23 protein-coding genes and 1 pseudogene are annotated in these 20,593 nt (G+C 65.2%); 9 read left to right on the top strand and 15 right to left on the bottom strand.

What is annotated here, in order from left to right:
* Positions 1-77 precede the first annotated feature (77 nt).
* From OHA40_RS30640 to OHA40_RS30625, 4 genes are read left to right on the top strand one after another with little or no spacing between them, the layout of a single operon-like run.
* Positions 78-1,259: a tyrosine-type recombinase/integrase gene (locus tag OHA40_RS30640; protein ID WP_330230301.1), complete on the top strand. Its 1,182-nt coding sequence runs from the start codon at positions 78-80 to the stop codon at positions 1,257-1,259.
* A complete protein-coding gene (locus OHA40_RS30635; protein ID WP_330230300.1) occupies positions 1,256-3,235 on the top strand; it encodes a tyrosine-type recombinase/integrase in 1,980 nt (659 codons plus the stop codon). Before OHA40_RS30640 ends, OHA40_RS30635 begins: the two co-directional genes overlap by 4 nt.
* On the top strand, positions 3,235-3,414 hold the full coding sequence (locus OHA40_RS30630; RefSeq protein WP_330230299.1) for a hypothetical protein: 180 nt from the start codon (positions 3,235-3,237) through the stop codon (positions 3,412-3,414). Before OHA40_RS30635 ends, OHA40_RS30630 begins: the two co-directional genes overlap by 1 nt.
* A complete protein-coding gene (locus OHA40_RS30625) occupies positions 3,345-3,827 on the top strand; it encodes a DUF6262 family protein (protein WP_330234440.1) in 483 nt (160 codons plus the stop codon). The genes OHA40_RS30630 and OHA40_RS30625 overlap by 70 nt, the downstream gene beginning before the upstream one ends.
* 568 nt (positions 3,828-4,395) lie before the next feature.
* Here OHA40_RS30625 and OHA40_RS30620 read toward each other — a convergent pair.
* Together OHA40_RS30620 and OHA40_RS30615 are read right to left on the bottom strand one after the other, a co-directional pair.
* Positions 4,396-4,806, bottom strand: a pseudogene (locus OHA40_RS30620) (ATP-binding protein); the annotation flags it as partial.
* Positions 4,803-6,158, bottom strand: a complete 1,356-nt coding sequence (locus OHA40_RS30615; RefSeq protein WP_330230298.1) for a Mu transposase domain-containing protein — start codon at positions 6,156-6,158, stop codon at positions 4,803-4,805. The pseudogene OHA40_RS30620 and the gene OHA40_RS30615, both read right to left, overlap by 4 nt.
* Positions 6,159-6,342: 184 nt before the next feature.
* Here OHA40_RS30615 and OHA40_RS30610 point away from each other — a divergent pair, with 184 nt between their 5' ends.
* Positions 6,343-6,981 (top strand): hypothetical protein, encoded by a 639-nt coding sequence (locus OHA40_RS30610; RefSeq protein WP_330230297.1) that lies wholly within the window; start codon positions 6,343-6,345, stop codon positions 6,979-6,981.
* Positions 6,982-7,252: 271 nt separating this feature from the next.
* Here the strand turns inward: OHA40_RS30610 and OHA40_RS30605 are convergent, their stop codons facing one another.
* The 5 genes from OHA40_RS30605 to OHA40_RS30585 all read right to left on the bottom strand — a co-directional run bounded on the left by OHA40_RS30605 (position 7,253) and on the right by OHA40_RS30585 (position 12,215).
* Entirely contained in the window at positions 7,253-8,395 is a 1,143-nt protein-coding gene (locus tag OHA40_RS30605) for a hypothetical protein (protein ID WP_330230296.1), read from the bottom strand.
* 31 nt (positions 8,396-8,426) lie between these two features.
* A complete protein-coding gene (locus OHA40_RS30600) occupies positions 8,427-9,797 on the bottom strand; it encodes a hypothetical protein (protein WP_330230295.1) in 1,371 nt (456 codons plus the stop codon).
* Positions 9,798-10,019: 222 nt separating this feature from the next.
* Positions 10,020-10,871, bottom strand: a complete 852-nt coding sequence (locus tag OHA40_RS30595; protein ID WP_330230294.1) for a hypothetical protein — start codon at positions 10,869-10,871, stop codon at positions 10,020-10,022.
* A gap of 6 nt (positions 10,872-10,877) precedes the next feature.
* Positions 10,878-11,198: a helix-turn-helix domain-containing protein gene (locus OHA40_RS30590; RefSeq protein WP_330230293.1), complete on the bottom strand. Its 321-nt coding sequence runs from the start codon at positions 11,196-11,198 to the stop codon at positions 10,878-10,880.
* 6 nt (positions 11,199-11,204) lie between these two features.
* Positions 11,205-12,215, bottom strand: a complete 1,011-nt coding sequence (locus tag OHA40_RS30585) for a tyrosine-type recombinase/integrase (RefSeq protein ID WP_330234439.1) — start codon at positions 12,213-12,215, stop codon at positions 11,205-11,207.
* Between the two features lie 299 nt (positions 12,216-12,514).
* Between OHA40_RS30585 and OHA40_RS30580 the strand changes: the two genes are divergently transcribed.
* Positions 12,515-12,835 (top strand): hypothetical protein, encoded by a 321-nt coding sequence (locus OHA40_RS30580; RefSeq protein ID WP_330230292.1) that lies wholly within the window; start codon positions 12,515-12,517, stop codon positions 12,833-12,835.
* A 146-nt stretch (positions 12,836-12,981) separates the two neighbouring features.
* Here the strand turns inward: OHA40_RS30580 and OHA40_RS30575 are convergent, their stop codons facing one another.
* The 6 genes from OHA40_RS30575 to OHA40_RS30550 are packed head-to-tail and all read right to left on the bottom strand — an operon-like array spanning position 12,982 to position 16,200.
* Positions 12,982-13,425, bottom strand: coding sequence for a YbaB/EbfC family nucleoid-associated protein (locus OHA40_RS30575; RefSeq protein WP_330230291.1), 444 nt, complete (start codon positions 13,423-13,425; stop codon positions 12,982-12,984).
* Positions 13,422-13,898: a DUF7674 family protein gene (locus OHA40_RS30570; RefSeq protein WP_330230290.1), complete on the bottom strand. Its 477-nt coding sequence runs from the start codon at positions 13,896-13,898 to the stop codon at positions 13,422-13,424. Before OHA40_RS30570 ends, OHA40_RS30575 begins: the two co-directional genes overlap by 4 nt.
* Positions 13,895-14,179: a hypothetical protein gene (locus tag OHA40_RS30565; protein WP_330230289.1), complete on the bottom strand. Its 285-nt coding sequence runs from the start codon at positions 14,177-14,179 to the stop codon at positions 13,895-13,897. The genes OHA40_RS30570 and OHA40_RS30565 overlap by 4 nt, the downstream gene beginning before the upstream one ends.
* Positions 14,176-15,585, bottom strand: coding sequence for a WXG100-like domain-containing protein (locus OHA40_RS30560; RefSeq protein WP_330230288.1), 1,410 nt, complete (start codon positions 15,583-15,585; stop codon positions 14,176-14,178). The genes OHA40_RS30565 and OHA40_RS30560 overlap by 4 nt, the downstream gene beginning before the upstream one ends.
* Complete coding sequence (locus OHA40_RS30555; protein ID WP_330230287.1) at positions 15,586-15,882, bottom strand: WXG100 family type VII secretion target; 297 nt, start codon at positions 15,880-15,882, stop codon at positions 15,586-15,588.
* A gap of 3 nt (positions 15,883-15,885) precedes the next feature.
* Complete coding sequence (locus OHA40_RS30550; RefSeq protein ID WP_330230286.1) at positions 15,886-16,200, bottom strand: WXG100 family type VII secretion target; 315 nt, start codon at positions 16,198-16,200, stop codon at positions 15,886-15,888.
* 267 nt (positions 16,201-16,467) lie between these two features.
* On the opposite strand from OHA40_RS30550, the gene OHA40_RS30545 reads away from it, so the two are divergent.
* Both OHA40_RS30545 and OHA40_RS30540 read left to right on the top strand, forming a co-directional pair.
* A complete protein-coding gene (locus tag OHA40_RS30545; RefSeq protein ID WP_330230285.1) occupies positions 16,468-17,010 on the top strand; it encodes a GNAT family N-acetyltransferase in 543 nt (180 codons plus the stop codon).
* A 137-nt stretch (positions 17,011-17,147) separates the two neighbouring features.
* Complete coding sequence (locus OHA40_RS30540; protein WP_330230284.1) at positions 17,148-17,687, top strand: GNAT family N-acetyltransferase; 540 nt, start codon at positions 17,148-17,150, stop codon at positions 17,685-17,687.
* A gap of 184 nt (positions 17,688-17,871) precedes the next feature.
* Here OHA40_RS30540 and OHA40_RS30535 read toward each other — a convergent pair whose 3' ends face one another.
* Together OHA40_RS30535 and OHA40_RS30530 are read right to left on the bottom strand one after the other, a co-directional pair.
* On the bottom strand, positions 17,872-18,318 hold the full coding sequence (locus OHA40_RS30535) for a GNAT family N-acetyltransferase (RefSeq protein WP_330230283.1): 447 nt from the start codon (positions 18,316-18,318) through the stop codon (positions 17,872-17,874).
* Positions 18,315-19,477 (bottom strand): IS3 family transposase gene (locus tag OHA40_RS30530; RefSeq protein WP_330230251.1). Its coding sequence is split into 2 segments (ribosomal slippage): positions 18,315-19,190 and positions 19,193-19,477, totalling 1,161 coding nucleotides; the frame shifts between segments, so codons are not numbered across the junction. The genes OHA40_RS30535 and OHA40_RS30530 overlap by 4 nt, the downstream gene beginning before the upstream one ends.
* Before the next feature lie 768 nt (positions 19,478-20,245).
* Here OHA40_RS30530 and OHA40_RS30525 point away from each other — a divergent pair.
* Positions 20,246-20,503: a helix-turn-helix domain-containing protein gene (locus tag OHA40_RS30525; protein ID WP_330230282.1), complete on the top strand. Its 258-nt coding sequence runs from the start codon at positions 20,246-20,248 to the stop codon at positions 20,501-20,503.
* Positions 20,504-20,593: the final 90 nt, after the last annotated feature.

Genomic DNA, 20,593 nt, shown 5'->3' with positions numbered 1-20,593 from the left:
ACCTATGGCGGGCAGCGGTTGTCGTTGTTGCCTGCTTATCAGCGGGGCTTCAACAACGTGATGAGGGAATGGCTCTGGTGGCCTATGGGATTGCGGTGCGCCCGTCCGGCGGCGCGCGAACATGGACGGTGGTCGACGCCGAATATCGGACGGTCGGCCCGGTCGAGGAATGGATCGAAGCACATCGGCATCTGTGGTCGCCGAACACGGTCCGCGGGTATGCGACCGCGCTGGCGCAATGGTGGACCTTCCTCGAGCACCGCGACGAAACCGGCCAGTGGCAGGAGGTCGGCGTCCCGGCGGTGACCGGGTTCTTGTCGTGGCTGCGCAACGGCCGCACCGTCGAACACCGCCTGGTCCCCGCCGAGGAACAGCCGTCGGCGACGACGCTGGAAGCCCGCCTGGCCGCGTTGATTTCGTTCTATCGCTGGCAGCAGGACGTGTTCGAGGTTCCCGTCGCCGGGCGTTTGCTGCGGGGGACGCCGCGACGGATGCCGGCACGGGGGCTGCTGGCGCATCTGGATTCTCGCTCGGCGCCGGCGCCGTCGTCGCTGGTTCGGGTGCGCCGTCAGCGTCACTATGGTCGGCAGCCGATCCTGCTGCCGCAGCAGATCCAGGCCATCCTCGACGGCTGTGCCGTCGTCGACCCGGTCACCGGGGATTGGTCAGGAAACCTTCGGGACCGACTGCTGTTCGCGCTCCTTGCTGAGACAGGCGCACGGCTGGGTGAGGTGCTGGGGCTTGCCATCAGTGATTTCGTGCTGGGCCGAGGCGGCACCGCGTTCGTCGACATCGTGCCGCGCGAGGACAACGAGAACGGGGCACGGGTGAAAATGATGCGGCCCCGCCGGGTCTATGTCGGGACTGACCTGGAACGGCTATTCGCCGACTATCTGACCTATTTGGCTTGTCGCGCGACCAGTCTCGGCTTGGTCGTGACGGTCGACTCGCCACTGCTGGTGAATCTGGATCGGCCGCCGTTGCTGGCGCCGTTGCGGGAAGGGACGGTGCGGGACAAAGTTAACGCGTTGCGGCGCAAAGGAATCGGACCGAAAGACTGGACGCCGCACTGGTTCCGGCATTCTCACGCGTCTGCGCTTCTGCTGGCGGGGACGCCGGACTGGGTGGTAGCGCGTCGGCTTGGTCATGCCCATGTTCAGACCACTCTCGATTTTTACGGATGGGTCTGCGAAGACGAGGCGTTGCGGGCAGCGGCGAACTGGAAGTCCTATGCTGCGGGCTGGCAGGTGAACCAGTGAACACGACCCAGCCGCCGTTCCTGCGCCCGGTCGACGATGTCGATCCGATCTGGCGACTCTGGCGCGAGCTGCCCGGCGCCTGGCAGGGGTCGGTCATCGGTCCCGAGGTCGAGAACTGGGAGGCGTTCACCGAGCTCAAGGACCACAACATCATCCTGACCGGACTGCCGGAGCTGATGGCTGCCGAACTGGCGTGGATGGCGCACTGGCAGGCCCAGGACGGCACCCGGTCCTCGGTGCTGGCGATCAATCATCTGGCTGGCATCGTCCGGCACGCGATCAAGAAGGACCATCCGTTCCCGCTCTCGATCCGTGAAATGGATTGGGAGACAGCATCAACACTGCAGGGCTGGTATTACGCCAGTCGCTTGGGACGGATGACGAACAAGGGCGTGCGCGCCCGGCTGCGCATCCTGTTCCGATTCGCGCGGCTTGCCCTGCTGGCCCGCTGTCACGACGGGCATTGGTGGGAGCTGGACTACTGGCATCCCCGTTGCGATCCGCGGATTCCACTGTCACAGCGCGAACCCCAGGCCAATTACGGCGCCATCCCGGGCCAGATCACCCAGCCCTGGCTGCGTCCTGCGGTGAAGTGGTATCTGGGGACCGCGCTGGAGGCCGGGACACTGCGCTGGAGCACCGTCAGTCAGGAACGACTGAAATGCTGGCGCCGCTTCGATACTTGGCTCACCGAATGCGTCGATGACCCGACCTCGATGCTCGGCGACCCAGCGGTCGCGGCTGGCCAGGCAACACAGTTCCAGCGCTGGGCGGCGGACCCGCGCAACCGGCTGCGTTACCCGGGCGACCAGCGCGATCTCAGCAAGAAGGTTCATCCTCGCCTGGTCAACGACGACCTGCGGGCAGTGGCGGAGCTGATGGACTTCATCGCCGCCAATCCCAGCGAAACCCGCGCCATGCTCGGTCCCTCGCCCTGGGACCAGATCACTCCCGCGCACGCGGCCAGCTGGTTCGCCCAGGTCACACGGATTCCTCACACCCGCGAGTTCAACGACGCCCACTACGTCGACGACCATGCGCTGGCCCAGATCACCGCCGCGTTGCCAGTCATCGGGTTGCCCCGCGACGAGCAGATGGCGATCACACGCGGTGACCGAACGCAGATCACCGCGGACGGGTTGAACAACCCGCAAGCCATGCGGATGATCCTGCTGCAGATCCTCACCGGCCGCCGCTCCAGCGAAATCCGCACCTGCGCCTTCGACTGTCTGTCGGCTCCACCGGCCAGCACCGTCACCGGCACAGATGGCGATCAGATCGCGCGGTTCCACTACGCGCAATCGAAGATCGACGTCGCACCCGACACCATCCTGGTCGACCAAGAGGTCGTCGAGGTCATCGAGGAACAGCGCCGCTGGATCCGGGAACGGTTCCCCGACCAGCAACCGAGATTCCTGTTCATGCAGCGCAGCGGCAACCGGAACGGCGACAAGCCCTACCCTTACGGCAGCTACGCCTGGATCTTGCGCCGATTCGGCGATCTGCTGCAGATCACCGACGGCCAGGGCCGCCCGGTCCGGCTCAGCCACACTCACCGATTCCGGCACACCCGCCTGACCCGGCTGGCCGAACTCGGGCTGCCGATCCACGTGCTGCAACGCTATGCCGGGCACGCCACCCCGACCATGACCATGCATTACATCGCCGCCCGCGAACAGCACGCTGAGCAGGCGTTCCTGGCCACGGTGAAACTCAAAGCCGACGGCACCCGCGTCCAGTTCTCCCGCGACGACCACGACAGCATGCACCTGTTCGACCGCGCCGACCGGTTCCTGCCCAACGGCTGGTGCCTGCTGCCGCCACTCCAGTCCTGTGACAAGGGAAATGCATGCTTGACGTGTTCAGTATTCGCAACCGATTCCACCCACCGGTCCGTGCTGCAACGCCAACTCGACGATACGGCAGCCCTGATCAACCGCACACAACAGAATTCGAGAAGCGACATGGGCGGGTAATGCCCGAGGACAACGTCTGGCTCGCCCACCGCCGCGCCGAACAGCAAGCCCTCACCCGGCTGCTGGAAGCCCTGCCCGCCGACCCCGGCCGCGCCGTCCAGGGCGGCGGCTGCGGTGGCGGCAACACCGGACCCGTCCCCCTCGCCCTCAGACCCATCCCACGAAGGACCCGACCCTGACCAGCCGATCCGATCGCACCGCGGCCCTGGTTGCCGCCGCGAAAGCCAAATCCGGCAAGAAAACCGACGACGCCGAACAAGGCATCCGGCGGCTGCTCAAACGCGGCGAACCCGTCACCTTCCAGGCGGTCCAACGCGAAGCAGGCGTCTCCCACGCCTTCCTCTACAACCACCCCGAACTGCGGGCCCGCATCGAACGCCTCCGCGCGAACGCCCGCTCAACCCGAACCGACACCGCCCCAACCGATTCAGCGAACACCCTCGTCCAGACACTCAGCTTGCAGATCACCGAACTGAAGAAACGACACCGCACCGAAATCCAAGCCCTGCGCGACGCTCTCGAACAAGCCCACGGCGAAAACCTCGAACTCCGACGGCAGATCGCTCGCGGCGGACCAGTGGGCGGTCAGTGAAATCATCTTCTACGCAGCATAATTCGGCAGTCCCCGGCAGCTGACCTTGCTATCCTGGCCGACGCAGACTGCACAGGGCGGTCAGCAACCAGAGCGCAAGGCTCGGAAAGGGACAAAAATGTCTCAGAACGTTCTGTTCGTGTCGGTCCAGCAATCCTACGAACCGACTTTTTCTATCGCCGAACTCGAAAGATGGGTCTTCGAGGCATGGCCGATCTCGGCAGCCAAGGCTGCCACATGCGATCGAGTCGTCGCCATCTATTCCGGACTCCCAGTCGCGGCTTGGCGAGTGCGGGGAGCATATAGCTCACCGACTGCGACCTACATCGTTGCTGGCGGCCAAACTCGACCGAGAGCCACACTATCCCTGGGGGATCCATTGCCGATCCACCCGGCATACGTTGGCAACGTCCCGGCACTGCGCCGCGGATGCGCGGTCACTGCACTCGACGTCGAACCGCTGGAGAAGGAACGCTAGCCCCTCGAGCAATGGAAAAAGACGACCGTCCTGCCACTCGCTCCTGCAATCGAAACCACGAATTCAGCAGGGAAGACGCAGGCGGTCGCCTGTTTTCCCGGTGATAACCGGCGGCCCGATGAGCAGGACGTTGGTGCCGGTTTCCAGGTAGCGGCAAGTGCCGAGCTCGTCGAGCAGCGGCCGGTCGATCCCGGACGCGGCATCGACGTCGAAGTTCTCCAGCGACGCCGGGGTCGGCAGGTTTGCGAATCGCAGCCGGCCGGTGAGGCGGCGGGCTTCGGTGTCGGCGACCTCGATCCGCAACAGTTTCTCCAACGTCGCGGTCGCCGAAAGATTCTGTGCGGTGGCGTCTTCCAGGATCTGCGGTAAGGATTCCGCGGCCGCGTGGAGTTTCAGGGTGGCCAGGTGTGACCGGAGTTGCTGGTAGCGGGTCGCGGTCTCGTCGGCGCCGACGGCTTTCGTGGTGCGGCGGCCGGCTTTCTTCGGGGCGGGTGTGGTCATTTGCGGCTCCTGGCAGTGGCGGCGCGCTCGTAGGCGGCCAGATCGGTGACCGTCGCGCCGACGGCGTCCGTGGCGGCGGTCGAGACGGTGGGGTCGGCGGCTGCGCGCAATGCCGCGGCGGCGGCGCGCGCGGCGTCGCCGGGCGGGATGCGTTCCTTGCGGCGGTGCGGGCGACCGGTGTTCGCCGCGGCCATCGCGGCGGCGTCCAGCGCGACGACGTGACCGTGGTCGCGGACGGTGGCGCCGAGCCCGTCGGCGGCGCGTTCGTGGCGGGCGATCACGATGCCGGCGGTGGTGGCGATGTCGATGTGGTTGCCGCGCAACGGTTGCGCAACGACCACTGTCGCCGACGCCAGCTGCGGTGGGACCGAGTAGCGGTTGCCGCGCCAGGACACCATCGCCTGCCTGGATGCGACTCTCGGTTCGGCGACCATCGCTGGATAAGGGTCGGCGGGCATGGGCCGCAACGGTTCCCGAGCCGCGACCGTCGCGACACTGGCGCGGCCGTCGGCGGTCGGCCGTAGCCGGGTGTCTCCGCGCAGCGTGCAGAATTTGTCGAGTGAGGCATGAGCTTGCTCGACGGTCGTCTCGTCGGCGAGTGTGCGCCACCAGCGTTGCGCGGCAGTGTGATTGACCTTCTCTACCACGCCCTTGCGGTTCCCGCGCCGGGGCGGGCAGATCGCCGGCACCACGCCGTAATACTTGGCGACCGCGGCGAACGACGCGGTGACCTGCCCGCTGGCGGGGTGGCAGACCGTGGACATGCGGTCGAACCGCCACGACCCGGTCACCCCGCCCAACGCCCGGGCGACGCGGTCCAGGCCCTCGATCAGATGCGGCTGATCGGTCGACGGGGCAAGGTAGCCGCGCCAACGCCCGGAATGGGCCAGCGATCCGACGAGCAGATGCGCGTTCGCGCCCCAGCCCCAAGCTGCGGGCGGGTTCGGCAGATCCACCCAGTCCCACTGGGTTTCACCACCGGGTGCGTGAGGGATGACGGCGTTGGGGCGTTCGGTCGCGGTCCGGCACGCCTGGCAGACCGGCCGCAGTCCGCGGGCGCGGATGTTGCGGGTCAGCGACTGATACGACAGCGGGAAACCCAGCGGTTCCAGCTCGTCCATCAGCGTCTGGGCCCACAGGTGCGGGTCCTCGGCCAGGCGTGCGGTCACGTACTCGACGAACGGCTCGAAAGGGTCCGGCAGATGGCGTTTGCGGACGCCGGGGGTGCGTTCCCCGGCCAAGTAGGCGCGGATCGTCTTGCGGTCGCGGCCGGTGTGGCGGGCGATCTGGGAGATCGTCCAGCCTCGGGCGCGTAGGGCACTGATTTCCACATCTTCCTCACGTGTCAACATGGAAAAGCGGGCCTCCTCCGAACGAAAGCGCTGGTCAGGTGTGGTAACCACCAGCATCGAAGGAGGCCCGCCCTTCACGGCGGAGCCACACGGGACAAATGGGGAATTTCGGTGAGCGTCAGTGGGGAAATTCAGTGAGCGCCGTCACTGGCGGTCACCGGCGCTCGAAACCAACGATGGTGCCATGGCCGACAACGCAGGCAGCGCGACGCGAATCGAATGGCATGAACTGCCGCAGCCGGTACACGCCGGGATCGAGCGCCGCCTCGGCTCCCGGGTACGGTCGGCGGTCACGCAGCCGGGTGGGTTCAGCCACGGCACGGCCGCGCGGCTGCTGTTGACCGACGGCCGCAGGGTTTTCGTGAAGGTGATCAACCTTCACGACGCTCTTTACGGGATGTACCAGACCGAGGCACGCACGGCAGCGCGGTTACCCCGCACAGTGCCGACACCGTCGGTCCTGTTCACGATCGACATTGCCGGGTGGTTCGCCGTGGTGTTCGACGACGTCGACGGCCGCCATCCCCGCCTCGACCGGCCGGGCGACCTGGACGCGGTGCTCGACACCGTCGAACAGTTGGCAAACGCGCTGACGCCCAGTCCCCTCCCCGAGGTTCCCACTATTGCCGACAGCTACGGGCCGAAGTTGAATGGCTGGCGGCAGTTCGCCGAGCACGGGCCACCTGCCGACCTCGACAGCTGGTCGCTGCGCAATCTCGACCGGCTCGCCGCGCTGGAATCGACCTGGCCCGAACACGCTGATATCGGTAACGTCCGTTATTCGAAGTGGCGGAATGTGTTCCGGCTGAACGCGATGAGCTAGATAACTGATCTCAAGGGTGGGTGGCCAGCAGACCGGCCACCCACCCTTGGTTGACCTTGTGGTCGTAGGGGTCAGCATTCGGTGGGTCGGTGTGCCAGATGACGGCGGTGAGCGAGAGCGGGTATCCAGGATTTGGATGGTTTTTCAGGAGGTGCAGTAACTGCTACGGGTGGCCTGTGCGTGGGCTTGGAGGTAAAGCAGACTGAGACTGTATTCGACTGCAGGGCGGGCGGCGAACAGGACCGCCGGACACGATGGTGAATGCAGACGGCTAAGGCGCGTCGTTACGCGCATCTGCCATCGCCTGTTCGCCGTCCTCGTAGAGCACTATTACCGATTCCAGGCCCTGGATATCGGTGGGTCGTAAGGCGGGGGCAGCCGGGTCGACGACGACCCGTAACGGCGTTATTTTCCTGCCGGTCGACTCGAGCAGCGGTAGCGAGGCGGCCTGAATACGTAATGGCAGCAAGAACGCCTCCACGCCCGGCGATTCGGCGAACGACAAACAGGTAAGGTCCACCACGCGCGGACCCCGGACCGGGTTATTCGCCCAGTGGCCCACGAGCGAGCCGACCGTGGGGGCGGTCTCATCGGTCACCCGGCCGGTGATTTCCTGAACAAATGGCGTGCCCCACGACAATGTGTCCGTACGCAGCCCGGGGCCATGCCACTGTGGCCTGTCCTTCGCCCAGACCATGCGTGCGTCCGATTCAGTCGACAACTCCGGTTCCGACTGGCTCGCCGGCGAAAGGGCATGCCAGTCGACGACATCCGATTCGGCTATACCCAACTGCAGCAACTCGATTGCCGCCGAACCAAATCCGGTATGCAGCGCACCACTGATCGCGGTCTGCGTGTCGGCCGACCGCTGTGTGTTGTCCGCAGTCGCGGTGAGTACCCGAATACCAGGGTCGACCATAGCGATCTGCTGACGGAGCCGCCCATCCTCATCACCATCGTCGACCTGGGGCAGCAAGACCGATAGTTCCGCGGTGACCGGCCCGAGCCCGTCGAGCATGGCACCGGTCACCAGGGCCAGTGCGCGGAGCACCTCGCTTCTGTGGCCGCCGATTTCGACCGAATCTGCGGGAACCACGAGTACCAGGTCCGTTGCCGCCCGCATCGCCGACTCGGCATTCAGGAACCCACTGCCATGCGCGTTCGTGTCGACTACCACCGCGTCGTATCCGCCGGCGGAAACCTCTGCCAGTCGCTCATGCAGATCCGGTGTGGGCCAACCTAATACCGGCATCGGCCAGCCGGCCGTAGCCGCCCACCGGCTCAGATCCTGATTACCGGCGATATCCACCCCCGCCACAGACAGACCGTATTCGTGTAACGCGTGCAGCATCCATGCCGCTGTGGTCGTCCGCCCGGACCCTGATTCGCTGTTGATAATGCCGATAACCTTCACAGCGCCGTAACTGTAGTAACAATATGCCCGCTCAGCAGGAAATATTCTTCCCACCGCTGGTCATGCTCGTCGTGTTATCTCGGTTTGGCGGGGTGCTCGGTCTGCGTTGCACCTCTGCTGCGTAGGCGGCCCATCCGCCGTCGGATGTCCAGCCCGATGCAACGCGGGCGCTGATGCCGAGTGTTCTTGCGATCACCGCTGCGGGCACCTGGGTGGCAAGGTCGAGCAGTGCTGCTCGACGACCCGGCGCGGAGTAGACGCCGATCCGGCGAAGGCGACGGCCGAGTTGGGCCGCGCTCAAGTGTCGGTCGGGGTGCGTGCCGGGGAAAAGCCACGGGCTATCAACACGGCGACCGACCACGGCGTAGCTGCCTCGGCTGCCGAGATGGTCTCTGATCAGCGTGGCCAGCCTGCCCGGCACAAGCAGCGGACTCTCACCGAGTAATACGTAGGTCCCAGTGTCTCTGACCTCGATGTGCGCGACAGTCAGGCGCGTGATGACCGTGAAGGGTTGGGCGTAAAGCAGATTGAGCAGTCCGGCGATGCGGTCGAGAGCCTCCAGCGAGCTGTCGGAGAGCAGGCGTTCAGCCAAGGCCCAGCGTTGCTCGGACCCGAGGGGGCGAGTCTGTATCTGGTTGGTCCAGCTCGGGATCTCGACCGCGTGGGCGTGACCCTGGCGGACGGCCCACTGGAGGAACCGGCCGGAGAGGTAGCGTTCGGAGTTCCCGTCGGCCAGATAGCCGTCGATGTCGATCTGCTGGCAGCCCGCGAGCGGGATGTCGCCATTGAGCCAGGACAGCAGCACCAGCGCAGCGCGGACCTTCCTTCTGATGGTCGTTGTCTGGGCCGGCGAGGCTGGCGAGCCTGCAAGGCGTCTGCGCAGCCGGCCGATCTCTGCCCAAGTAGCGTAGGCGCGCACGATTTGGCGATGGTGTGTGTTCTCAACGGTCGTCAGCGTTTTGTCCAACCACGAAACCAGGCGGATGAGGTGCTCGTCACGGGGTTCGAGCAGCCCAGCAGTGACAAGCAACCCGCGCAGGTGGTCACCGTCCTTGCCGGGAAGTCGGCGTTCGATGCTGTCGTGGGTCGACGGGCAGGTGCCGGCGGCGATCTCGGCGAGCGCGGTCGCGCCTTCGGACAGCGACAGCCACTGCAACAGCGAGTCGGGCTTGGCCGCGATCAACGTTGCGCGCAGCCGCAGGAGGTCCGCTCGTTCTAGCGGATCGAAGTCGCCGAGCAGGGCGTCCACTTGGTCGGCTGCGACGCAGCCGGTGCACAGTCCATGCAAGCGAAGGTGCTCGACGACACCGCAGCGGCTGCACGCCTTGAATGACAGCGGATTCTTCATGAAGCAGCGTTGACACTGGTCGCCAGCGGGGGTGACGGCAGAGACGATCCGCATCTTCCCGCAACTGATGCAACGTCTGCGAACCGTCGAACACGACAGGCAGCGCGGGGTTCCGTCGGCGACGTTGCGGCACGGCCGCTGTCGCCCGCAGATCGTGCAACAGGCCGTCGGCAGCCGATAGCAAGCCTTGCAGACAGGGCCGTCGGATGTGCGGGCGACGGGGTAACGCATGTTGCCGCATGTGATGCAACGCTCGTGCACCTCGGGACGCTGTTTCTAGCATGGCGCGCAGACGGGCTCCCCGGTGACGGTGCGGCCGCCGAAGCGGTCGGTCTTGCCGCACTCGATGCAGACCAGGGCAGGCCCGGCGGCCAGATAACAGCGCCTGCATACCCGTTTGCCATCAAGTCCGTAGCCGAGGCGGATCAACCGTCCGCAACCCGGACATGGCGGGACGACAATCGATCGATCACCTTCTTCGGCCAGAATCGTCAACAGCCGCATCAGCATCGGGGAACCGTCGGCGCCGTCGCCGGTCAACCGTCGAGGGTGGTCTTCCAATTCCCATGCCAGCTGCATCAGCGCATACGGCTGTCGGCTGACCTTCTCGACCACACTCCGCAGTCCACGGTCGCCGACGCCATGGCGCGTCAATATCGCACACACTTGCCCGGCCGGGTCGTCGATCAGCGGCGGAGCGCACATGGTGCAAACCAACTCGCCGGCCCTGTTGCGGTGTGTGAGAGACCGCGTGTTGTTGGCGCATCGTGCGCACTGTGCCTCGCCGCGGCGGTGGTTCCGGGCGCATGGGCGGCACATTCGCATCCCACCAGCTTTCAGGCCCAACGCCTTCGGCTGGCCGCAGCCTGGGCAACGCGGGGCCACGACCGTGCTCGCCCCTACAGCCAGCAGTTCGTGGATGAGGCGGTCGACTACCAGTGGGCCGTCCGGTCGTGCGCAAGTGAGCAGGCCGGGATTCTCGGTCAGGGCGTGGACGAGGCGTCGGCGCATCGGCGCGGTGTTCAGTAGCCGGTCGAGGACGCCGAGGACGGTGTTGGCGTCGAGTCCTGGTTCGACGCCGCGCACGATCGGCAGTAGGGTCGCGAAGTCGTCGCGGCGGTCGGCCATCGTCGTTCACTCGGTGACGCGCGCACGTTTGGGCCGGAATTCTCCGACTCCGTGGTCCTGGCCGCCAACAGCCTTGCGCGCCTTGGTGGTCTGCGCGGCGACAGGCTCGATCAGCTCGTCCATCCGGCAGTCGAGGATGTCCAGCAGCGCCATCAGCACTTTCAGGCTCAGTCGCTCGGGGCGCTCGGTGACGAGCCGCCACACCTGTGTCGGCGACAGATCGACGCCCCGTTCGAGCAACAGCGGGCGCAGGTCCGTCGTGCTGAACATCTCTCGGCTGGCCATGAGCTGGCGCAAGTGCCAGCGGTAGTCGAGTTTCGCTGCCATGACTGCTCAGCCTTCCGTCGTGAACGCACGGCTCAACGCCTTACGCATCATCGTGTTCATGAAGTCTTCGCTGACCGAGGTGTAGATCGCGGTCGTGCTCGAATACTCGTGGCCGACGATCCGCTGCACCAGTTTCGGATCGACGCCGTCCTCGGTCAGATGGGTGACGAACGAGTGCCTCAGGCAGTGGGGTGTCAGATCCCGATCCAAGCCGAGCGCATCGCGGTATTGGCTGAATCGCTCGTTGATCTCGCGCGGCGCGAGCCGCCCTCCCCGTTCGGTGACCCACAGCGCCGGATGTTCCGTGAACCCGAATCGTGGACGGACGTTCTCGATGTAATCCTCCACCACCTCCACTACCCACGGCATCAGAGTAGGCACTTCCCGTCGGCGCGGCGGTGAGCCCTTCGTCCGCTTGCCGTACCGGACATGAAGCATCCCGAAGTTGCGCAACTCGGGCGCAAGCGCATTGCGGTAGAAGTCGACCACATCCAACCGCGACGCCTCGGTACGGCGTAGGCCCCACGCGTAGATTGCCTTGAACACCGTCGCATCCCGATAAGCCGCCAACGATCCCTTCCGACGCGCACGCACCGCGCAATCGACCTGCTCGTCGGCGTAATCGAAGAACACCTGCAGCTCGGTGCGAGTCATCGGCCGTCGCCCCGGCCGACCCTCGTAGTCCACCAGGTGCGCGGCAATGTTCCACTCATGACACACCTGAACCGGGTGCGTGCCGAACCGCCGCTCACACTCGGCGGCCCAGCCGTAGTTCGGGTCGGTCAGATAGTCGCAGAACTGACGCACTGTGCCCTGATAGTTGCGGATCGTCGACTCCGACAGATTCTTCTCGCCGATCAACGACGTCATCCACTCGTCCAAGTGCGATGCCGTCCAGTTCCACGGGTAATCGTTCGTGTACCGGACGAACGCGGCTATCACACTCTTACGTGAGTCGATCGTCTTCGGCTGGAGTCGACGCCCGCCACGTTGCTGCCGCTCCCATCCAGCCAGCATCGCTTCCAGCACAGCCTCTTCCGGATGCAGTAGCGCAACCCCGTCGACAAGCTCCAACCGCGCAGCCCCGGCCGACTCCCTGCCCTCGAACCCATCATGCTCCTTCGGTTAGATGTAGGAATCTTTCATCTAACCGAAACCTGTCGTCAAATCGGCATGTCAACCCACCTGATTTTCGTCGCACGAGTCACCGCTAGAATTCCGTTGCCCCGCAAGGAAACAATCGAGTAGCTCGCAGTTGATGCAATTCCTCGCACAGCGGTGCAACCCTGCTGCACACCGACCTGCGGCCGGATAACATGCTCCTGCGCCCCGACGGAACCGTCGCGGTGATCGACTGGGCCTGGCCGTGCCTCGGCGCCGCCTGGATCGAACTCGTCTCGCTGGCACCATCGATAGCCGCCAGCGGAATCGACCCCGACCCGATCCTCACCACGCACCCGGTCACCCGCACAACCGATCCGGTCGCTGTCAATGCCTTCCTCGCTGCGCTGGCTGGCTACTGGGCGCGCAACAGCCGCATGCCCGCACCGCCACGGTCGCCGAAACTGCGCCACTACCAAGCGCGTTCGGCGCGCGTATCGCGAGAATGGCTGCGTCGACGACTTGCATGGCCGTAACCGCCCGGCCCACAACGCGGAGGTTGCACACCCACCCGATCCAGTTGTCGGACGCCACAGCTTGCCGTCGCCCGGTCGGCGAACTAATGCCTGGTGAACCGGAAGGTCGTTCGACTCCAGCCAGCGATGCCGAGCGGGAAGCCGACTCAGTGTCGGTCGGTGCGCCAGCCGAGCCGGTTCATGCGCTCGAAAAAGAGGTCATCGGCGGCTTGGATCTCCGCTTCGGTCATTTCCTTGTGGGTTTCCGGTGTCGGCGCGGAATTCTGCTGAGCGAACAGCTGTCGCAATGGCTGCTGGAGACGCGGGTCCGCGCGCTGGACGATCTGTTCGGCTTTGGCTTTGGCGTCGGCGCGGGCGCGGCGATGGCAGTCGAGTAGCGCGGTGGTGAGCTGGGTGTTGTGCCAGCGCATGGCGGCGGGGGCGATCTGCAGGTTGGTGATGTCACCGGCAGCGTTGACCTCGACGGCGACACCGCGGACTTCGCCGCGGCCCCGCACCGCCGCGACAGCGTTGGCCAGTCGCTGGCTGTTGCGGCGGACCTCGGCGAGGTCGTGCTGGAGCTGTTGCTCCCAGGCGGTCAGATCTGTCATCGACGGCCCAGCTTCTTGAGGATCTGCTTCATCACTTCCGGCATCGGCCGCTTCTCGTCTTCGCGAATTTTGTCCTGGCGGGTGTAGAGCCGGTAGTAGCGGGCGAGGTTGGGGCCGAGGAGGGTGACGACGTCGGGATCGTCGTAGACGTTTTCGACGAAGGATGTGGCGATCAGGTCGGAGACCGGGTTCTGTCCGTCACCCCACCCCTGCTCGAGCCGATCGAAGAACGGCTGCAGACGAGTCGCGGGGTCTGGGCTGTCGTGCGTCACGCTGATCACCCATCGGGCGATGTCGCCCATGAACAGGGTGGGCAGCATTTCGTCGTAGTCGCGGATGTGTTCGGCGATCAGCGGCCGGATCTCTGGTTCGAGGTCGGCTAGTCCTTCGATGAACGCCGCCAGGTCGGGTACCAGACTGCGGGTCCAGGTGTGGAGCAGGTCGAGGATCTGTTCGCCGGTTTGCTCGGTCATGACGGCTGGCTTGTCGAGGCGGTCGGGTTGGGCTGGTCGACCAGATGTTGGCCGACGCGCACATGGTCGGTGTCGGCGCGGTCGACGACGAGGATGAATTGTCCTGGTTCACCGCCGCCGTGGAATTCGAGGCCGATCACTCGTACGGGTGCGCCGCTGACCGAGTCGTAGAGGACGTCACCGGAACCGATGTGTCCGGATGCGAGGCTGCCCGCCACCAGCAGTCCGCCGCGGCTTGTGATGTCGAAGACATCGGTGACCGTGAAGTGGACCTCGCTCATGGATGCTCTCCTCGGTATCGGGCTAGTGCGGCCGCTTCGACAGCGTAGGCTTCGGCCTCGAGGTCACGGATGCTGTCCGAGCCGACCCGTGCTCCGCTGCGCAGCTGTTCGACATGTTTCATTTCGTGGGCGATCGTCGCAACCAGGGTTTCCTCGTCGGAGAAGGCTGCGGGCCCGAATCTGATCTGTTGTCCGCCCAGCTCCGAGGGCGTGACCGCGCACGCGTCCTGGAAGTCGAGATAACGCACCTCGTCGAGTTCTTTGACGAGGTGGATGTCCACTCCCGTGAAGTCGATACCGGCCTTCTGGGCGGCTGCGGCGATGGTGTCGGCCGACAACTCGAGCGCGCCACCATTTTCGAGGACGTCGAGGTTCGTCCGCGGACCGCTGCGCGAGAACAACTGGATGCCGGCCTCACCGCTGCGGCCCCACAGCCTTGGCACAGCCTGTTGCAGCCATCGGCCGAGCCGGGCGAACATAGACTTCAGGGTTGTCCCGATGTGGCTGGTGACGCGGGCAGCGATCGTGGCGACCTTGCTGACCAGCCGTGTGATGATGGCGCCGATCCTGCTGGCGTACATACCGATACGCGCGACGATGCCCGCGTTACCCAGCTCTGACAGTCCACCGGTGAACGGTGCCGCGACCTGCAGCGCCGCCTCCGTAGCGGCGGTTTCGATGAGCATCTTGCGCAGCTCATTCAGGATCTCGTGATGTGCATCGTCGAGATGCTGCGCGTATTCCTCGCACGCGTTTCCCAGCACCCGGAAGCCCGCGGCGACCTGATCGAGATTCACACCCATCTCCGAGCACGTCGTGATCGCGGAAGGGATCTCCGGCGACTGCTGGTTGCCCAGCATCCCGACAGCGGTAGAGATCGGGCCACCCGCATTCACCAAAGCATCGGCAGCGCCGTGCCATACAGTCTTCGCAGCCTGCAGCTGGTGCTGGTCACCATCGGGCCACATCAACCCCGAAACCGCTTTGATCAGCAACCAACCGAACGGCTCGGGCCCACCCGCTCCGGACGCCGACGGCACAAAAAGCGCAAGACACGGCTCGAACCCCAACGCCGGTAGCGGAGGTGGCGCCGCCGTAGCGGGGTTCGATGCGGCCTCCCCCGATGCATGGTTGTATGCCCCCGCAGCGAGCAGATCCGATGTTCGCGCGCACGCCGAGATCAGCTTCGCCGAGGTCTGGATCGCGGTGCCAGCTGCCTCGTCGTAGGCCTTGGCCCACGTCGTGCCTGCGTTGTCGGTGCCGCCCATTCCCGCGTATCCAGCCAAAGTCCGTACCAGCCCGGCGTGGACGTCGATACCGCTGTCGCGCACGGATCCGAAAGCTTCGCCCGCCGAATGATATTCCTGATGACGGCAGACGATGATCGGGAACGTCGGTGGCGCCATCTACGGCCACATTCCCTGATTCAGCTGGGCCGCACCCGAGTAGTTGGTGTGCGCCCGCCGCGCCACCTCACGTAACTCGTCGAGGTTCTCCCGCATCTCCGCCACACCGGCCGTCCACCGCGTGTGCGCGGCGCGCTGGGCGTCGGCGGCGTCGCTATACCACGACAGATGCAGGTCGGCGATATGCTGATCAACCTCGCTCAGCCAGCCCTCGACCTCGGCGCCGAACTTCGCCATCGTCGCGATCGCGTCATCGAGCTGCTGCAAGTTCACCCGGTAGCTGTAATCGTCAGGCACCGGCTACACCTGCCTTCCAACACCGTTGATCGCATCGCGACGCGCGGCGTCCTGCATCTCATGCCGGTTGGCGGCGTCGGCCAAACTCACCGCCGAGGACTCCAACGCCGCGACGATTTCCTCGGCAGCGTCCCGCCATTCGACCCACGACTCGTCATACGCCGACGCCGCTTTCCCCTGCCAGCCGTCGGCCAGCAGCTCGGCGCCGATCGTGCGATCCAGCTCCCGCACCCGTTCCCTGATGACCTGCGCCTTGTTGCCGATGAACCGCGCCGCTTCCCGCAGCCGGACTACATCCACCTGAATTTCACCGGCCATGTCCGACCCCCTCCTCACACCGTCCACAGATCTCTACGCACTATAAGACGCATCCCGCACACTCCGCGCCGAACCGGTCTCGTCTCCACGGCAGCCATGCCCGGTCCCTCCAGGCCTGCAGCTCGGTGGTGCAGAGTGTGCTGGTCTCTGCACGTTGTCTGGTCGCTTATTGGCCTCGCCACCTTCGCTGTCGCGGAGATGGCGGGCAGGGGGTTGCGGGACGAAAATCCGTCGACGACGGTCGTTTCGCTGGCTACGGTGCGGGCCATGTCAACTGCTCCCCGGACCTCGCCCATTCTTGATGCGGTGCGGCTGCGGCCGTTGCGCGTGTCGGATGAACAGGTGGTCCGCGCGGTGCATGAGGCCATGGCCGACGGCGACGGATTCCCCTTCGCGTTGGGGCTCACACCGGCCGTGACGTGGCCGCAGTATCTGTCGATGCTGGAGGACTACCGCCAGGGGAACAACCTGCCCGACGGTATCGTCGCAGCCACCTTCCTGGTCGCCACCGTCGATGACCAAATCGTCGGCCGCGCGTCCATCCGGCACACCCTCAACGACGCACTGAACCGGCGAGGCGGTCACATCGGCTACGCCGTCCTGGCACAATATCGGCGCTGCGGCTACGGCACCGCCATCCTCCGCCACAGCCTCACCATCGCCCGCGCGATCGGCATCGACCGGATACTCCTCACCTGCCACGACACCAACCTCGCCTCTCGGCGCATCATCGAATCCTGCAGCGGCGTCCTCGAATCCGTCGAACCATGTACCGACCGCATCCTGACCCGCCGCTACTGGATCGACTGACAGACATGTGGCGCGCGCCGCCCACCACGATCGGACTCATCGATTGATTGGCGGTCGAGGTGGTCCTTCAGCATCGGGGGCGGCGCAGCTTGAGACCGCTGAGGAATCTATCCCACGTCGAAATCTCGTTGCAGCCAATGGACTTGCCGCGTCAGCATCGTCCCGTGACACATTTGCCGACGCTGGTCGTCCGGCCGCTTGGACCATGCGACGAAGAACGCTTCCTGACCCTGCGGACAGCGATCATGGATGAGGGGCTGACGTTCGCGAAGGACTACCAGCCGGGCATCACGTGGGATGAGTACCTGGCGCTGCAGGACAACGCCTGCCGCGGCGTCGGCCTACCCGCGAATACTGTTCCGTACACGTTCCTTGTCGCCGAGATCGACGGCGCGCTCGTAGGGAGTAGCGACATACGACACCATCTCACTGACGACCTCATGCGCTGGGGTGGCCACATCGGCTACGTCGTCGCGCCACAGTTCCGCCGTCGCGGCTGGGGAACCGAGATCCTCCGCCAAACGCTGCCGCTGGCAAAGGCTCTCGGTATCACCCGCGCCCGGCTCACCTGCCGCGTCGACAACATTGCATCACGCCGGATCATTACCGCATGTGGAGGCACGCTCGACGCCACTACCGCGGGCGGCATATGCCAGTACTGGATTCCCGTCGGGTGACGTCATCGTAAAGGCAGAAAGCCGTGGCGAGATTGTCGTGTGAGATCACTGCCGCCGCCAGAATCCGCATCAGCGAGGTGCTGCGCCAGACCGGCAAGACGCCACTGCTAAACGATCCGGAACGCCAGTGGCCTCATGTAGTCCGCCGGGTGCAGCCGTTTGAGCAAGTCGCTAGCTTCGCCACTCAAGTCAGAGGCAGTTCGTAGACAGCACGGCTTCGGCCCGGGCCTTTGAAGTCGGTGATGACGGATATGCCGTTGGTTTCATGGTCGCCGGGCACGTTGACGAAGCCAAGGGTAGTCCAACTGGCGTGCGCTGCATGGTTGTCGGGTTCGGATGTCAGATACAAGCGCTCGCAGCCCCACTTCTCGGCCTGTGATCGCACGCTGTGCAGAAGCGCTCGCGCGACGCCGCGTTGCCGGTGCTGGGGGTGGGTCATGACGTCCTGGACGTACACGTCTGTGGGGTCGTTTTGGCTTCGGAATGCGATCACCGCTCCAGTGATGGTGTTGTCCTCGCCAATCGCGATGGGGCAGGTCGAGGAGAACAGCTTGGCGTAGAGCCAGTAATCAGACAGCGTGCGTGCACTAATAAAGGGACTGCTGCACGATCGGGTGACAGATTCGATCACGCGGCCTGACTGGCCGGTGGGGTCATGATGGTCTCGTATTGGACCGGCGTCAAACGGCCGAGGGTAGCTTGGCGTCGGCGGCGGTGGTAGGTCCGTTCGATCCAGGTGACGATCGCGATGCGCAATTCCTCACGGCTGCACCAGGATCGGCGGTCGAGGACATTCTTCTGCAGCAGCGCGAAGAAACTCTCCATGGCGGCATTGTCACCGGCCGCGCCGACACGGCCCATCGACCCGGCCATGCCGTGACGAGTCAGGGCTCGCACGAATTTCCGGCTGCGAAATTGCGATCCGCGGTCGGTGTGCAGAATGCAACCGGCCACCTCGCCACGGCGAGCCACCGCATTGTTGAGCGCGTGCACCGCCAGCGCCGATTTCATGCGTGAGTCGATGGAGTAGCCGACGATCCGGTTGGAATAGACGTCCTTGACCGCACAAATGTAGAGCTTGCCCTCGCCTGTCTGATGTTCGGAAATGTCGGCCAGCCACAACCGATTCGGAGCCTCAGCGGTGAAGTCGCGTTGGACCAGGTCATCGTGGACCGGCGGGCCGGCCTTGCCCTTTCCGCGTCGCTTCTTGCCGAACGCACTCCACCAGCCCTGGGCCGAACAGATCCGCCATGCAGTGCGGTCGGCCATCGGTTCACCGGCGGCGCGGGCCTCGTCGGCGAGAAATCGGTACCCGAATTCGGGATCGTCGCGATGGGCGTCGAACAGCGCGTTGGCCCGATACGCCTGGTCGAGTTCGGCGGCAGTGACCGGTTCGGCCAGCCATCGGTAGTACGGCTGACGAGCCAGTTTCAGCACCCGGCACGTCACCGTGACGGGGATCCCGTCTTCGGCCAGCTCGCGGACGAGCGGGTAGATCATTTTCCCGGCAGGTTCGCCTGCGCGAAATAAGCGGCGGCCCGTTTGAGGACCTCGTTCTCCTGCTCCAGCAACCGGATTCGCCGTTTCGCCGCCCGCAGCTCGGCCGACTCGCTCGTGCTGGTGCCCGGTTTGGTTCCCTCGTCGACGTCGGCCTGACGCATCCATTTCGACAGCGTCATCGGGTGGATCCCGAAATCGGCGGCGATCTGCTCCAGCGTCACACCATCGTCGCGATTGCGAGCCACACGCACGACATCGTCGCGGAACTCACGGGGATAGGGCTTCGGCACGATGACATCCTTCCAGCCCACCCGAAGGGCAAGCCAACTCGGTTGTCACCTATCCGTGCAGCAGTCCCCACCTCCGCGTTGTCGTGGTGGCGGGCTGCGAGGAGGGCAGCAAGCACGTGGGGCGGATAGAGCGTCACCGATGACCGAGTCACGGACCCGACCATCAGGACGTGATCGCCTGGGCAGAGCAGACACCCGCGGCGTATGTCGGCCGAGAGGTATATCCAACCGTCGCGCAGCTGCGCCGATCGCGCCGCCGACCCCGCCGTGAGAACGACCGCTCCGGCATCAATGCCCACGGCAAGGGATCGCGAATCCGACCAGCCCAGCTCGTCGGTTATTCGTTTCAGGCACAATCGGCCATGCTGGTTCATCGTAGATACGGCGTAGTGCTGGTGCTCGCCACGGATGGGTGCCAGGGCAGCCAAATCCGGCAACGGGATCGCCGGAATCAGCGGGCGAGCCACCGCCGCGGTCGTACCCGTCGGCCGTTTAATCGGCGTCATGCAGCCTCCACGGGGCCAACGCCAACAAGGTACATGTCATGCTCCGATCTCTTCGTTGGGAACGGATGTGCATTCACTGCATGGTTGCCGAGAAGTGGCTATCACATGGTGTCGTGCTGAGAAAGCGGGCAGCTGATGCGATGCGCCCGATGAAGCGCAGCGTCGCGGACCCGCATTATAGGACGTTTACGCATGAGACGGAAGGGCATAGGACGATTACGCTCTGGATCAATACGCGTGGGACGTATGTGCTTGGGCCGATATGTCCAGCCCAGGCAAGCCCGCGCTCAATCCGACCGCTGCGGCGTTCGGAGCACGAGTACGCGCCCGCCGCACCGAACTCGGCTGGAGCCAAGAAGCCGCCGCGCACGCCTGCGGAGTCCACTGGACCTACCTCGGACAAGTCGAACGCGGACAACGCAGCCCACGGGTGGAGAACATCATGAAGTTCGCTGCCGGTCTGCAGACCACACCAGGACGACTGATGGACGACCTTCCTGTGCCGGAGGACTTGACGTAGGGAGTCCCGTCTCGCACGTCAAATTTTCGGCACCCGAGCCATTACGGCCCCCGATGCCACGGTTCGGGGCAGGTCGCTGCGAGCGATGAC

The sequence above is a fragment of the Nocardia sp. NBC_00508 genome (assembly GCF_036346875.1).
GTDB lineage: Bacteria > Actinomycetota > Actinomycetes > Mycobacteriales > Mycobacteriaceae > Nocardia.
Note: the sequence above shows the minus strand (reverse complement) of the source record. Positions and strands in the feature narration are given on the sequence as shown.

Coding starts and splice junctions, on each gene's coding strand:
- OHA40_RS30630 (WP_330230299.1), top strand. CDS start 3,235: ATGCCCGAGGACAACGTCTGGCTCGCCCACCGCCGCGCCGAACAGCAA.
- OHA40_RS30615 (WP_330230298.1), bottom strand. CDS start 6,158: ATGTTGACACGTGAGGAAGATGTGGAAATCAGTGCCCTACGCGCCCGA.
- OHA40_RS30610 (WP_330230297.1), top strand. CDS start 6,343: ATGGCCGACAACGCAGGCAGCGCGACGCGAATCGAATGGCATGAACTG.
- OHA40_RS30600 (WP_330230295.1), bottom strand. CDS start 9,797: ATGCGGATCGTCTCTGCCGTCACCCCCGCTGGCGACCAGTGTCAACGC.
- OHA40_RS30595 (WP_330230294.1), bottom strand. CDS start 10,871: ATGGCCGACCGCCGCGACGACTTCGCGACCCTACTGCCGATCGTGCGC.
- OHA40_RS30590 (WP_330230293.1), bottom strand. CDS start 11,198: ATGGCAGCGAAACTCGACTACCGCTGGCACTTGCGCCAGCTCATGGCC.
- OHA40_RS30585 (WP_330234439.1), bottom strand. CDS start 12,215: ATGCTGGCTGGATGGGAGCGGCAGCAACGTGGCGGGCGTCGACTCCAG.
- OHA40_RS30580 (WP_330230292.1), top strand. CDS start 12,515: ATGCTCCTGCGCCCCGACGGAACCGTCGCGGTGATCGACTGGGCCTGG.
- OHA40_RS30575 (WP_330230291.1), bottom strand. CDS start 13,425: ATGACAGATCTGACCGCCTGGGAGCAACAGCTCCAGCACGACCTCGCC.
- OHA40_RS30570 (WP_330230290.1), bottom strand. CDS start 13,898: ATGACCGAGCAAACCGGCGAACAGATCCTCGACCTGCTCCACACCTGG.
- OHA40_RS30565 (WP_330230289.1), bottom strand. CDS start 14,179: ATGAGCGAGGTCCACTTCACGGTCACCGATGTCTTCGACATCACAAGC.
- OHA40_RS30560 (WP_330230288.1), bottom strand. CDS start 15,585: ATGGCGCCACCGACGTTCCCGATCATCGTCTGCCGTCATCAGGAATAT.
- OHA40_RS30550 (WP_330230286.1), bottom strand. CDS start 16,200: ATGGCCGGTGAAATTCAGGTGGATGTAGTCCGGCTGCGGGAAGCGGCG.
- OHA40_RS30545 (WP_330230285.1), top strand. CDS start 16,468: ATGTCAACTGCTCCCCGGACCTCGCCCATTCTTGATGCGGTGCGGCTG.
- OHA40_RS30540 (WP_330230284.1), top strand. CDS start 17,148: ATGGACTTGCCGCGTCAGCATCGTCCCGTGACACATTTGCCGACGCTG.
- OHA40_RS30525 (WP_330230282.1), top strand. CDS start 20,246: ATGTCCAGCCCAGGCAAGCCCGCGCTCAATCCGACCGCTGCGGCGTTC.